This is a genomic window from Sodalis endosymbiont of Henestaris halophilus, assembly GCF_900161835.1.
Taxonomy (GTDB): domain Bacteria; phylum Pseudomonadota; class Gammaproteobacteria; order Enterobacterales; family Enterobacteriaceae.
In genome coordinates this window covers 518,851-535,018 of sequence record NZ_LT897836.1, presented here as the reverse complement: position 1 = coordinate 535,018, position 16,168 = coordinate 518,851, and the positions used below count along the sequence as shown (strand labels likewise).

Annotated in this window: 4 protein-coding genes and 1 tRNA gene; 2 read left to right on the top strand and 3 right to left on the bottom strand. The window is 33.5% G+C overall.

All coding sequences use genetic code 11. The features are described 5' to 3' along the window. Positions 1-5,407: 5,407 nt before the first annotated feature. Positions 5,408-5,484 (bottom strand) — tRNA-Arg (locus HBA_RS01140). A 178-nt stretch (positions 5,485-5,662) separates the two neighbouring features. Between HBA_RS01140 and folD the strand changes: the two genes are divergently transcribed. Continuing rightward, positions 5,663-6,520, top strand: coding sequence for a bifunctional methylenetetrahydrofolate dehydrogenase/methenyltetrahydrofolate cyclohydrolase FolD (gene folD, locus HBA_RS01135; RefSeq protein WP_097032222.1), 858 nt, complete (start codon positions 5,663-5,665; stop codon positions 6,518-6,520). Positions 6,521-6,867: 347 nt separating this feature from the next. Here the strand turns inward: folD and cysS are convergent, their stop codons facing one another. Next, positions 6,868-8,253, bottom strand: coding sequence for a cysteine--tRNA ligase (gene cysS, locus HBA_RS01130; RefSeq protein ID WP_097032221.1), 1,386 nt, complete (start codon positions 8,251-8,253; stop codon positions 6,868-6,870). Positions 8,254-10,334: 2,081 nt separating this feature from the next. Here cysS and HBA_RS01120 point away from each other — a divergent pair. Next, complete coding sequence (locus HBA_RS01120) at positions 10,335-11,057, top strand: UDP-2,3-diacylglucosamine diphosphatase (protein WP_097032219.1); 723 nt, start codon at positions 10,335-10,337, stop codon at positions 11,055-11,057. A gap of 3,988 nt (positions 11,058-15,045) precedes the next feature. Here HBA_RS01120 and rsmC read toward each other — a convergent pair. Then, positions 15,046-16,062: a 16S rRNA (guanine(1207)-N(2))-methyltransferase RsmC gene (gene rsmC / locus HBA_RS01115; protein WP_097032218.1), complete on the bottom strand. Its 1,017-nt coding sequence runs from the start codon at positions 16,060-16,062 to the stop codon at positions 15,046-15,048. Between the last annotated feature and the right edge of the window lie 106 nt (positions 16,063-16,168).

The window sequence follows — 16,168 nt, the reverse complement described above, 5'->3', positions numbered from 1 at the left end:
GACATTACATAATCTGAACTTACCAAATATTCTTTGGTAAATTGACTAAATAAACATACTATTTATTACTAACTAATGAGTTGATAGTGAAATATTAAATGAATAAAATAACCCAATCCTTATTCTTTACTTTACTTACAAAGTAAGTACCACACTAAGTGGTGTAGCTTGCTTAATGCTATTAGTTTAACAATTTAAACTTATTTTAAGTTTAACATGGATCTTGTATTCAGTAATATCTTTTATTTAAACTAATTTAAATTATTACAAGGATCTTTATTAAAGATACCGCTCTTATGTTGTTACAAGTAACTTTATAAAAGTTTATTTTACTAATAAAAGTAGTACTAAGTGTTATAATAAACATATTCTTATGAATTAATTAATACTTAGTAAATAATTATATATCGTTAAAGTTTGCATAAATCAAGCATAGTTCAGTATTAACATTCAGATCATGAACTAATAGCAAAACTTATTAAGATAATTAGACTAATGCATGTTATTTTATTTGTAAAATATTATTTTAAAATTAATAAATTCTTTAATTTTATTAATGTACAAATTAAAATGAAATATAAAATATTTTATTAATTACATAAATCAATATTACAAATATATAACTAATTGACAAATTATGAATAATTTGTTTTTTAAGTTTATAATAATATTTAATTCATAAATATTTACTATTATAACTTATAACTAACTCATAATATAATATTTTATTATGCAACTTTAAAGTGCTCAAACGCACTTTTGATAAAAGTGATGGACATTTTCTTATTAATTTAATATACATTAGCGAATAGCTAACTTTAAATTACTTATTGGAGTGGTAAAAATAAAAACCAAATACAAAATTTTACTTACATTTATGCAATACAGTTATATTACCGCATTATTTATTACTACTACTTATATATAATGCGTAAAAATTACATCACCAACCGTCATTCCTTTATAATAATTTTATTACGTGCAAATAATATAAAAGAATGGCTTTATTTGTTAGAATATTTAACACTAAATAATTACTTCTTAATAAATGATTCATTAAAACAAGTAAATTACGTTGAGTCAACATACTCGTTCTACACCTGATATTAAAAGACCATTTAATAAATATTATTAATAATTTATGGTTTTAAATCTTCTTACAAGAAAGCGCTAGGTAGAACTTTAATTCTTTACCTATGAAGATAAGTTAATGCTATGCTGATGGGCATTTGTGTATAAATGTAACACCGTATATCAAAAAAAATTTCAATTAATATGCATGCACTCATGCACTAATACTATTAATCCTAAATTTAATAACTAACAGCTTTAATTAAAACGATATTAGTAGTTAATTAAAACCATTTAAATAAATGTAAGCAATTATTCTTGATAATAGGCCAGCCACCTCGTAAAAAATTTGCGTGGTTAACGAGTTTCCCGCACATTGCTTTAAATGTGAAATTAATTTTGGTTGCAGCTGACCAGTAGATTTTTCTCGCGCACTATAAAACTGTAGAGGATAGCATACCAAATAATAGAGCGCAATAAGCAACTAACGCCATTCACAGTTACCGATATACTATTTCCATCACTATAAATCAAATAACTTTAACTATACTAAAATGCAGTTTTACTACAAACGATCATTTCAAAGAAGAATAAAAGCATGTATGATTAGTGCATAATCAAAGAAACCAAACCATAGAGATTATTAATTTATATTAATAATAGCAATTGAATACAACCCGGTATTAAAATACGTCACACTTAGCTATAATTACTAAGTGTGATATTATTTCATTGTAACTACTCTGTTATATTACTACTCAAAACCAAATCACCTTGATCTTACTAGAATAATATTCTTTATTTTAAAGAAAGGAATAACGCATTCATAACCAAAGTTATGAATGCAAGTAAAATAAATACTTCATACATCTATTATCCTAATATGCGATCATAATTGCAAGCACAAGCAATAAAGTCATGAGAAAATGCTCACAGCTATTCTTACAATAGCTGATTTGTCATAAAATGACTAAGTATATTAAGACATATCTCTTAAGCATCAAGAGATTACAGCAGTAATAATAAAATGATTGCGTTAATGCTTTACTATTGTGTGTGATAATACATCAGTCAACTCCAAATCTTTATTAATTAAAATGAACGCAGTAAATTATAATCACACCTAAATATGTATACAAACTTTTATATTTTCTTTTGCACATTTAGTTGCACAAGATTTATTAACCTACTACAACTTTCTGGTTTAATTTGGCATCATTAAAGCGCTATCCGCTCATCGCCAAACACTGTCGCATACAGACATAACGTTAAGCCAAAAGCTTATCAAAAATATTGATAAGTTTATTTTAATTTATACAATATTAATTTTGTTTATTATAGCGAATAATATTTTATTAAACCTCATATCATGCAACTAAAATAATATTTATACCGATGTCTACTACATAAATAAAAATTTCTAACAAAATATAAAACCGTAATTAATTCTTTATTAAGTGACTATATTATAACCATAGTAATAATGTTATCACTGACAGATTGAAAGATAACTTTCATATATAAGAAAGTATTATCACCTTCACAACTAAAACAATTACCTAACGTTATTTAAGTTAATATTTCGCAGTACGATAAAAGCAGTGTATTAAAAGTTAATCCAGATCATATTTGTATGATGAGAGTTAATAAGAGACCGTCATATATTGCTCAATTATCAATAAAATACTTACCGTTTTATTTTATGAGATTGAAAAGTTTTGCACGTGTTATTATAGTAAATAATATAAATTAATTATCTTAATAATTATTATTCAGGAACCAAACATAATTAAATAATGTTGCACCTGCATTTTAATTTAGTTAATGCTTTTGTCAACTTAAGTCAATAGAATTTAATTACTACTCATACAAACGTTAAATAAATTTAATCAAAACACGAATGACTAGATAGATAAAGGATAGTAAAGATGATGTCAAATTTATATAAATTTTAATTACCAAAATCAATATGAACAAAATAATAATTAATTATATATACTAAATAAAGGTAACTCAATCATAAAAAATAAAAAAGAAAATTCCTAGTAATAAATAACTAATAACAATCCACCACAAATAATAAATTATTAACTGATATTATAACCTGAGAAGAAATCATGACATTAATATCGCTATTATCAAGTATAAAGTATAAGATAATTTCTGCGCTAATTACAGCAATGCGGTATCGTTGTTAATCTAACTTATAATTAAATTATCATACATTATTACTTTAACCGCAATAAATTAATAAGAAAACGTGAGCATAGATATACATTAAACTTGATGAGCGCTTACACCAATTCCGCATGCTACCAAAGCAACAAAGCAATAAATTTTAACATCAGAGAAAACTTATATCTTCCTTAAGCTAATCACATGGCAAAATTTACTGGGCATATCCATGTAAGCTTCTCAGCCATTTACTTCTATTTTAGAAATAGTAATATTTTAATTACTATTACACACTCCAGAAACGTTATAATCTAAAACAATATTAGGTAAAATTATGAGTGCATAAATATTATGTATAATATAAGGTACTGCACTAATATTGATTAAGTCGATATCATCTGAAGATGATGTTATATTAATAAAATTGTTATTAAACAATAAATAGATCTTCTAACTGTTATTTAACAGTAATAGTTAAACTGAGACTGTAAATAACTTAAAGTTAATAACTATATATTAAAATAAATCAAACTATTACCCATGATTATAATATTTATTATCATAACTTCTTGCATTGAAAAACAAAAGATTAATATTAAAATAATTAAGAAAGATTTAATCTTTCCTTGATGTTAATCAGTAACACAAAAACACTTACTAAATAACTTACTTATAATAAAATGGTTGCCTTGCGGGTATTTAATATAACTAATGATTATTAATATTTATATTAACAAGTAATTTTACGTAAATACTACACTACAATATTTATTTAAAACTGCATTAGCAAGTGCAAAGTAAGTTGCTTACTTAATATAAAAGATGTTTAATTTTAAAACAATAAAGTCATCACACTATGCTACATATTGTGTTATTAGTAACATTTTGTTTATAACATAGATAGAAGATTAAATAAGTAATCAATAAATTAATATTAAACTGTATTAAAATACAGCATACGAGATAACATAAATCACTAAATATGGCTCATAATATTAAAGATCATTTATTAAAAATATAATAGTACTATATTTATATATACACAACGTGTTACGAGAATAAATTACTTATAGATAAATGTAACACTTGTTGTTATAACATTTAATTACGTATGCTGATATATAATATGCCTAAAAGATATCTACTAGTATGCGCTTATTGCATAAATTGACGGTAGATAAGAACACGATCTTAAAATGTGGCGTTAATTATTATAGACGATATAGTGTATCCTTGACGCTAGTCATAAACACTACGTATATTATTCTTTTAGTAAATAAAGTTTACTAAATAAGTGACAGTAACAAAGTGCATTACATTTTTATAATGAAGCAAATTAATTAACAGTATGAATATATACTTAAGATTTTTATTAATAAACCTAGTATATAAAGTTAGTTCATTTTTCTAAAAACAAGAAACTATTAATAGTATTTACAGATTGTTTATCAAATTACAGCCATTCTAATGGTGTTTATAACTTCATTAGTGCAAATAAATTTAATTAAATAAATTACTCTTATAGATCTTTATAATCTCTAAGAGAAAGGCCTAGAATATTAAAATATTATTTACCCTCTCAAATTATTAATCCTTAAAAATACTTTGCTAAAGTTATCATTAATAAAATTAACGGCGTAAATATAATCCCTTAATCAAATTACTCGCAGTTAAGTCTTTACCCTCGATTGTCTTTAAGCAGCAAAATTAATGCATAAACTTTATATACTCAACGCCATTTATGTTAAGTATATAATATTCTTAGAATTATATTCTAACTATAACAAATAACATCTTGTAGTTATTAACTACAGTCACAATAAAGAAGGAACTAAAATATTAATAATCAGGACGCCTTATATAAATAACAATCTGGTTTAGAAACTCTATTACTTTAAAGAGTTAGGAAATAAAATTAGATTTTTTAATCTTTATTATACGCGACAAGCTACTTCTTATAAGAAAAGTGCTAATTCTTAGATACCCAATAAATTAACAAATAAAATTTAGCGAAAACGTAGTTTTTTTGCTACGCATATATTTCGCATAATCATCTCGCCCAACGCACCAGAAAAACTAAAGATGCGTTTAATAAAAATATCAATGATCAGAAACTTTAAATATGACTATAAAATAAAACTGCGCAAGATATTAATTAAAGTGGTACGCCCTACTGGATTCGAACCAGTGACCTACGGCTTAGAAGGCCGTAGCTCTATCCAACTGAGCTAAGGGCGTATAACGTATGACAATTTAGGGTTATATGCGAGTCGGATTATACGGAAGCAAAAGTTTGAGTCAATAGCTTACTTCCCTTTTTTAACAACAAAAGTTTATATATTCTATGCCTGACAGCTAGATTAATTTCTGTCAAAATAACGCGCAATCTACTTACATTGATAGATTTCAGATTTAAATGGTAGCAAAAATAATTGACGGTAAGGCCGTTGCCCAGCAAGTCAAAAATGAAGTGGCGACCCGGGTTCATGAACGCATCAAAGCGGGAAAACGCGTGCCGGGGCTAGCAGTTGTGCTAGTTGGCAGCGATCCCGTATCAAAAATTTATGTTTCAAACAAACGACAAGCCTGTAAAGACGTTGGTTTCATCTCCCTGTCCTATAATCTACCCAGTAATGTGACGGAAGAAGAATTACTGGAACTAATTGATCAGCTAAACGCTGATCACCGCGTGGATGGAATTTTAGTTCAACTACCGCTGCCCAATAGGATTGATAATGTTAGCGTACTAGAGCGCATCGCTCCGGATAAAGATGTAGATGGTTTTCATCCCTATAACATCGGCCGCTTATGTCAACGCGTCCCACTGCTGCGGCCCTGCACTCCGCGAGGTATTGTGACATTACTCGAACACTATAACATCAATATTTGTGGCCTAAATGCCGTCATGGTCGGCGCGTCTAATATAGTCGGCCGGCCCATGAGTCTCGAACTATTATTGGCTGGCTGTACCGTGACCGTCACCCACCGTTTTACACTCGATTTACGGCGACATATCGAAAATGCAGATCTGTTAGTAGTGGCAGTGGGAAAAGTAGGTTTTATTCCAGGCGAATGGATCAAACCTGGTGCAGTAGTCATGGATGTAGGGATTAATCGTCTAAATAACGGCAAAGTGGTTGGCGACGTGGATTATGCTAGCGCCGTCGAACGCGCTGCTTATATTACACCAGTTCCTGGTGGCGTAGGTCCAATGACGGTAGCCACGCTCATTCAGAATACTTTGCGGGCTTGCGAGGATTATCTCGATCTGTAAGAAATGAGATACAAACAATAACAATATGTTATCTTAAAAGTGTCGTTATAGATAATTATCTAATCTTTTAAATATTGCTAGTTGGTCAAATCACGACGCGGATACCTTCAATCATCATTGATCATCACGGTCTTTTGTGGGTAAACTGCGAAATAAAAATATAAGTTAGCGTTATTAAATCCCGCTTAAATAGCATGTCACGTTTTATAGATCATCAAATGAGTTAACAGCATAAGCAACTAAAAAAATGTGGGAGATATAAACCGACCATAACCGGTTCCTTGTTTGTGCTACACCCATATAACTCTTGCTGCAAGATAGAAAAGCTGGTAATGAATTTATATATATCAAACACGGCGCCAGGTCGTACCTTGAGGACCATCTTCCAGCATAATGCCCAACTTCTTGAGTTTATCCCGAGTTTCATCTGCCAGTGCCCAATGTCTAGCTTTTCGTGCATCGCAGCGCTTCTGAATAAGCACTGCAACCTCGGTATTTTTATTTACGTCGTCGTTGCTTATTTGCTGTAGGAAAGCAACCGGGTCCTGCTTAAGCAACCCCAGAACGCTGGCCAGCCGGCGCAAAGTAGCAGCCATACCCTGTACCGCAGATGGCTGAACAATTTTTTTACGGTTTACCTCACGAGCAATATCTGATAAAATAGAATATGCTCGTGGGGTATTGAAATCGTCATCCATTGCCGCATTAAACTGCCTAACAAAATGTTCACCGCCATCAGGAACAGCTACTAAATCAGTACCACGTAAGGCGGTATAAAGACGTTCGAGCGCAGCCCGCGACTGCTTGAGATTTTCTTCGCTGTAATAAATCTGGCTTCGGTAATGACTGGACATCAGGAAGTAGCGAACCGTTTCAGCATCATAACACCTCAAGAAATCACGCAACGTAAAAAAATTACCTAAAGATTTGGACATCTTCTTACGATCGAGCATCACCATTCCAGTATGCATCCAAACATTTACATAGGGACCGTCATGAGCACAAGTGAATTGTGCAATTTCATTTTCATGATGCGGGAAAATCAGATCCGAACCGCCGCCGTGAATGTCAAAATGATAGCCAAGCTGTCTAATGTTCATGGCCGAACACTCAATGTGCCAACCTGGTCGGCCATCACCCCATGGAGATGGCCAACTAGGCTCGTCAGGTTTTGACATTTTCCACAAAACAAAATCCATGGAATTACGTTTTACTTCGGTCACTTTGACGTGAGTGCCAACTTGAAGTTTCGCCAAATCCTGGCGGGATAATAAACCATAATCTTTGTCACTGTCTACGGCGAACATAACATCACCGTTAATAGCCACATAAGCATGTTTTCTTTCAATAAGCTGAGCCACCAATGCAATAATATCGTCTATATAGTGCGTAGCACGCGGTTCATGATCAGGGCGCATGATGTTTAGTTTATCGAAATCAATATGCATTTCCCGGATCATGCGTTCAGTAAGTACATAAAATGGTTCACTGTTTTTAGCAGCTCGACGAATAATTTTATCTTCAATATCGGTAATGTTGCGAACATAATTGACATCAAAACCGCGATAACGCAGATAGCGGGTAACTACGTCAAAAGCAACGAAAGTGCGCCCGTGACCAATATGGCATAGGTCATACGCTGTTATGCCGCACACATATATACTAACTTTACCAGAGTATATAGGTTTAAATTCCTCTTTTTGGCGAGTCAGGGTATTAAAAATCTTTAGCATCGAGAAATTATTCCATATGCATCTATATGCAAATTACGGGTTTAAATCACCTAGAGGTAATAGTCACTAAAACTATTAGATTATTGAACCCTTAAGACAGATATATTGCAAGAATATTCTTCTCCCAGAATTATCCACGATCAACTAAATGCTGTTATCTCGACGTAGTTATTAAAGCTAACTACTCAAAGCAAAATATTAACTTTTAGAGAGTGTGATCTTTAATCAAGCGCATTTTTATAAGTTACCTAACTAATAAAGCATTTTTACTACTAAATATAACACTAGAAATAGCTCAACTAGTACCCCACTAGTATTACATTGATAAAAGGCAGTTAAAACTCATAAATATCAGTTGCACGGTCATTACACAGTAGTTAGAGTAAAATTCGTCTATCTAAGACGAATGAAAAATGTTATTAAGATTAATTAGTTACCCCTTAAATAAATTACATTTAAGACTATTAAATAAAATGCAGCACCTTAACACAAGGAATTAAATCTTAAAAACTACATGAAGTTATTAATGTTAGAGTCATTAAATATTTTCGGTAATCAACACGCTCAGAGCGTCATACCAAAACGTATCACTATACTATAATTTAATGTTTTTGCAGTAGCTACCAGCTACCACATTATTAACCAGATGAGACTAATACGAGCTAAAGTGATTAAACGTAGTTTGATCAAAAAGTATTGAAACACTAGCGAAGTCGTCAAACTTACTCTACTGCTAATAAAATTATTTCTATCTTCATCTATACTAAATAGTATGAATGTGTCTTAGATAAACCCAGACAGCAGCTGAAAGATTGCTTGATAACATGTGTTTTATAACACAGCCTAATAAATACAAAAGCTTGGTATCTAAGATATTTAGATGTCTTATTTTATAAATTAACAACGCGCAGTGATAAAGCTTAGTTAAGTCTGATTCGACGACAGTTCAGACAGTGAAATGAAATAGTGCTGCATTTATCACCACAAATGGGACTATATTTATCTACACATAAACCTGGGGGGCTAAGTGATGCAGAATTCACCATCAGAAAACAACAGACCTCACCGTGACATTGCTGCATATGGCTTGGAAGTTACGTGTCCGACAGGACCATAGAAGTACTCTCATAAGAGTAAATATACTAAGCAATAAATACCATCAGAAGCTTATAGTAACGCTAAAGGATCAAGCGAAGCTTGAACTAACCCCCGCGAGCATAACTGCTAGGATCGGTAATCAGTCAGCTGAAGCAGCGCTACAGGTGCCTCAGTATAGAATAAAAACACCAATAATAAAGATAGGCAACAGATAGGCAGGACTTCTAGAATAGAAATTTATTATCCCTAGCTTATATCATAGGAGGCTATAAGCCATCATATCCCATTGATATAAATGTTAATGATAAACGAATCAAAGTGTTTGTTACATGAACTTTACGATAAAGTAAAAGCTAGCATTAACTAGTCATTTAATAAAATTCATGGGGTAAAATTGGATCGATATTGAATCTTATTCAATAGTTACGCTGGGATATTTTGTCTATGCGTTTTGCATTAATTTAACGTATCACACTTTTGTACATTAAATTTAATTTTTTCATATACCAATCATCGTGATATCGTTATCAACTTTATTTGCGTATAAAGCACAGTGAACTGTTGGTAATATTTTAATTATTGATATCAAGATTTTCATAATAATACCACTTTTATTCGAATAATAATGCTTTATTTAGGGCGGTTTGTCCCGGCTACTAAACAAAAGGTTTTATATATAATGGTAAATAAAGAAGTCAATAATAGTCTAAAAAACAATCGCAGTAAGCTGACGATCGCTAGTGCCAGCCATCCATATTACGCCATTTATACGAAAAATTTTATCTATGTAGTAAATAATGACTTCCTGACTTTTTACTCAAGGCATCTAAATAAATGGGAATATTGTTACTTCATCGAAGCAATCGATAATCTGTAAGTAATAAAAAATAAAAAGCACAGCTATCATCGAGGCTATGTAAGCCAAAACGTATCAAAAAATGTCATTCTTAATAATATAACTGTTGCGGAGTAACCTAACCCGCATGTCAATTTTGTTCGTTGCAGATATTCATCTTTGCACTCAAGAGCCGGCAATTACCGCTGGTTTTCTATATTTTTTACGTACCCGTGCGATTGCTGCTCAAGCGCTGTATATTCTTGGTGATTTATTTGAGGTGTGGATAGGCGATGACGATCCTAACCCCCTACATCATGAGATCGCTGTTGCGCTACAAGAACTTAGTCAGCACGGGATTCCCTGCTATTTTATTCACGGCAATCGTGATTTTCTGCTCGGCAAGGACTATGCTAAAGCCTGTGGTATGACTCTGTTACCCACACAACAAATCATGCAGTTTGACCAGCTTAAGATTGTAATATTGCATGGCGATACGCTGTGTACCGACGATTTCGACTACCAACGTTTTCGTCGTTGGGCACAGCATCGCTGGCTGCAGCAGCTGTTTTTATCTATGCCGCTGTCTATGCGGCTACGTATTGCCGACAGAATACGCATTAATAGTCTACGTGCCAATGCAAAAAAAACCGTTAACATAAAAGATGTTAACACACAAACAGTCATGACGGTGATGGAGCACACTGGCTCGACGATGATGATCCATGGCCATACTCATCGACCGGCGATTCATCTCCTTCTCGGAGAGCAAAGGCGGGCGGTACTTGGCGCCTGGAACCTACAACAAGGGTCAGTAATTGAAGTTGCAAGAAACGTCATCAAGCTACATGCATTTAATTTTATCAACTGATATCTGCCATATCAGCCCGTTATTATTTGTATTATTGAGTAACTGGACGTTACTCATTCCCGAGGAACATTCATATCCTCACCTTATCTACCGTTAGTTATTTCTCTTAACCAAAGAATGCTGCATGTTTGTCAATAAAACATGCTTCCGTATTTCTATAGAAATTCAACTAACATAACTTTTTGTACTACGAACAAAACTATCATCGTGTTACAATAAAGACCATACGCCGTAGACGAATAAAATATACAGTAGTAATAGCAAAAATCCTAAGAGATCAGCACAGCCTCGAAATGCCAGATTAGCAAGTACGCTAAATAGCGTAATAGAAAGATAGGGGTTAACTCATTAGTCGATAACCAGTTAACTTTAACAACATAAAACGACAAACAATATCATGAAAGCTTCACAAAATATATTCAGGACGCCATTAGATGTATCTTTACTACACCGAATCTTTTTTGGTTTTTGCCTATAGTATAAATGGCGTTAGATCGGTTCCAGTTTGCATCCAAAATAGAAAGCTATGGGCGAGCACGTAGGGCCAACACTGCCATAAACCACACTAGTTTAAAAGATAATTATCTGATCGCAGTTTGAGACTTTAACCTTCCACTCTTCAGCGGTACCGTCAGTAATAGATTTCCCAATACCACAAGGTTTAGTATCATAATAAAAAATAAAAAACACAAAATAGATATGCAAAGCTTACCGCGCCATGCGGTGGTCGAAATGCATTAAAACAACGTCAAGGTCGTATCCCCAGCAAATATACCACACAAGCTATTGTCACCATCGTCGAGAGCGGCAAAGATCCCTACGTAGAATAAATTTTCTAATCTCGACTCACGAATAAACGAAATGGCCTACGTAAGCACGACAATCATCTTAACCCTGCTAACGTTAAAGATAAAATTTGGTATTAATATTAATTAATATGTGTACTAACATGACGTACTTAAAGAACATTGGCTTCTAGTATTGTACTTTTATTATTTTGTTGACATTAGTAGCATGTAACAATACTAGCTGCGAAAACATTACCGCCATTGGGGGAAATGGCTCTTTGCTATGTGTAGCTATCGTATTCCGGCCACATGCACCGGAATTGTGCTATTAGATGCACGTTGATACAGATAGCAAGAGTATTTACAATAATCTGGGTGATTAACGCCTGCAGCAACCATGCTAAATAATAATCTAGCTGTGGGGATGATAATCTATGCAGTTTTTAGGTAGTACACGTCTAACAAAAATTAATAAAAATAATTTTCTTAAACTAAGAAGCTTGCATTCAGCCGCTGATATTGCAAATCTTCTTACTATCAAATTTACGTTAAATTTTTATAAAAAACCTTCAGCATTATTTATCTAACGCTAACGAATCGATATACCGTTTTTGTACTGACGTTCTTCTCTTGTTATTAATAGAGTATGTTTATATAAGACGGAATTAAGGCAATATGCCAACATACCATATAAATCCGAAACGCATAGTCTTTAATCACGCAATATATAGCAAAAACCACCAAATGCTTTTATTAAAAAGCAATGAGCAAGAAACCTAAAATTGAATCAAGTTATTTTATTATGCAAAAGTTGTGTTAATAAACAATTGCTTGCGCGGTATCCTATTGGCAACAATCATTTTTATATATTGCAGGCCGACTACCTGTGGTAACTAAAAACACTGGTTACCCTCAAAAAGGCACATGGGGCACCTGACAACGGATAGATTTGAGACCCTGATATTTAAAAGATAAAGTTAGGTAAACCCCAAAGAATTAATGCTACCACCGATAAGGCCTATCTCTAGTCTGATAGGTAGACAGTGCTATAAAGTTTTTTAAATACAGGGTCACGATATCTGTATGCAACTTAAACACCTAAGCTGTATTAAACTGTAGCAAAAATCTTTACTAATACATTTATTATTCATTAATTATCTTGATAGCTGCTTACTATATCAACTTATGGTTAAGTCAAATTATTTAGCACCGTTAATTCATTTGACTATTTTTATCTACAAAAATTATGCTTATGTTGCTGATAAGTTTTCCCTGAAAATGTGGTAGAAGAAACTACGCAGTTGGCCACACGGCTACAGTATGCGAATTAACTTGTTTAAGATAGTTTAATTCGTCACGTTATTTAGAACTACTCTGATTTAACACACAATGGATAAAACATTGTATTAGTCGCAAGCTATCATTGAAGGGATTTACTTGGATGCTGGTGACCGCTTTGTTGGTGGTAATTAATTCATATAATAATACTCTACCTTACTTTTTATTAAACAGCTTATAAGACATATATCTTAATCCGTTTGATATTAAAAACTACCTAATATAATAAAGAATCTGATTGCTATGTAGTGCATGATGATATTAAAGTGAGAATAATAAATTTCTATTCGAGAAGGTTATAAAAGATTTTCCTAATCCTTAGTACCGATTTTCGGTTGAGGCGACTACAGAGTTGCTTTAGCAGGCTGTGTTTATAACAGCAATGAACCTCTCTATCTCTAGCTCACATGCTTTGCGTGATCCTTTATAGCCACATAAGGTCGCCTGACGGTATTTGCTGCTTAGTTATAGCGACTCTGTTTTAGTAAACTTAACACTTCTATAACCCACCCGGCCGGACACGCAGCAAATTTAAGAGACTATATGTAATAAGTTCACAGTGAACACTAAGTTTCTATAGGGGACTATATCGCTTAAGACCCCTCATTTTATATGCAAACAAATCTAGTGCAATGGCTGAATAATTTTAGTACTTTTTCATTTAGATGAGGGGGCCAGAGCCGCATCAGACTTAACTGGTCTGTATCATTTATGTGCTATAAGTGCATTAAGATAAGCTATGTACGTGTCATAAATATGCCACGATTTTGTATTTATTAGACTGAATTTGACACGAGTTATCGAGCGATCTTTCATCCGCTAGACGGGGGCAAAGAAACATTCATGCTCTTAGTTAGTATAGATAGATAACGATGGAAATTATGTTACGGGTAGCTTGGTAGCTTGGTAGCTTGGTAGCTTGGTAGCTTAATAAGCTAAACTAGCAGCAGAGTTATTCAACTATAATATATTTAATAATGTGCTAAGGGTCAGACCTAGCGAGGTTGGTAATATCGTGAGAGATAGCTATTGCCACAAACATCAAAAAATCTAGCATGACAATACGTTTAGTTATGGCGCTCTGCATGCGTCAATAACCGGGATCTGTGGAGTGAATTTGCCATGAAGAACTTAGTAAAGTTTTCAATATGCCACTCTTAACATAAAATTGTTGCATCATTTTTATAGACTAGAAATGCAATTTATTCGGGAGTAAATATCAATTTTTACAACTGTTCCCTCTGCCGCTCCAGGCAGAGTTTTATAATTAAGCTGCTATGACAGCCGCACAACTAACATTCATTATTTTCTTACTAATCACTAAAGTATTAAGTAGGGGGCGAATTTAACTTTTTCTAGTCCTAATGAAATAGTAAAAATACTTTGCTCGTTGGATAACTTTAAGTCATCGAAGTTAATATTAATGACCGAATACGTTGTGATACGCCAACGTATGGCGATAGATAAAACACACGCAAACAAAAAACAGCAAGTAGGACACAGATTAGCTTGCTTGACCTAAAACAAGATGATTGCAAAAGTTAAGCAACGTATTGACAATAAATATAAAAAATAACATAAGTTTCAAGACTTATTATACTAAGATTTGTAGTAAAATAACACCACTAATAATAAATGATAATGTTATATTAGCTATTCTTTACATAAAGATCCGATTAAAACCCCATCACGGCAATGGGGTTTAGGTATTTTAGACGCACAAGTCAGTGCTTTTATGTTACCTCTGGTAGTTGCTAAAAAAATACTATTTTTCTTGTAATCTAGTTACAGCTTCAAAGCTGACATTAACACAAATCTGTATTAGTCGCGCATTATTCCCTTTTATCATAGATACCTTTCACTTAATAGAAAGCCTGATAGACCTTAAAACGACCGTTTTTAGCTAACACTTGATGATTACCGAACACCTCATCCAGCAAATTCGGATAAGGTAGAAAAGAGTTGGCTACAATACGCAATTCGCCACCCAACCGCAGATGATCTCGTGCCCCTCTAATCAGCGTCACCGCTGATTTTAGATTAATTTGCACATCATTATGGAACGGCGAATTCGATATAATCATATCGAAGTAACCGCTGATGGCGGAATAGACATCACTAGCCAATACATCACCTTGTAAACCATTAGATCTCAGGGTAGCTATACTGGCAGCAAGCGACGGTGCATGTACATCACTTAGTGTTAACCGCACCCCAGCTATGCCTTTTTTCGCCAAGACCGCTGACAGGACACCAGACCCGCAGCCAATATCAGCTACATTACCCTGAATCGGTTGTTTAAACGTTGATAGTAGCAGTTGACTACCCTTATCAAGCCCGTTGCGGCCGAAGACGCCTGGCAAAGTTTTTATCACCACATCATCAAGCAGATAAGATTGCCAATAATCCCCCAAATCAAAACGGGTTTGTTGGACTAGTTTGCCGTAATATAGCCCGCATCGGCGGGCGCCATCGATCTTACTCAGCGGACACCACAACTCCAGCATTGACTCGGCTCTGCGCACACCACATCGGTTGTCCCCTACCACAAACACATCACAACCCAAAGGCAATAACGACAAGAGATTAGTCAACTGAAACAGTGCTTCCGATTTATTTTTAGGCCAAAAGTAAATTAGAGTCTCACACTTGCTGACTAGTGTAGTGTCCGCTACCAACCCGAATTGCACCTCTGGTTCGCTCATAACGCGAACCAGAGTCTGCTGGTAATGAAACCAGGCGGTATGAACCCGCACACTCCTCGCGTTAAGCCAAGCTGGCAGCAAATCCTGCACATTTCCGGCAATTAAAACTTGTTTATTTAAGAACATATCCTGATGCCGAAGTATGACTTTACTGGCAGGTTTTAATGCGTACATGCAACAAACTCTCCTCAATAATCAACACTAGAAGTATAGTGCTTCTGTTACTGTACTCGATAAGTTATAGGAATGCGATATCATAAAAATTCAGAATAAAACCACC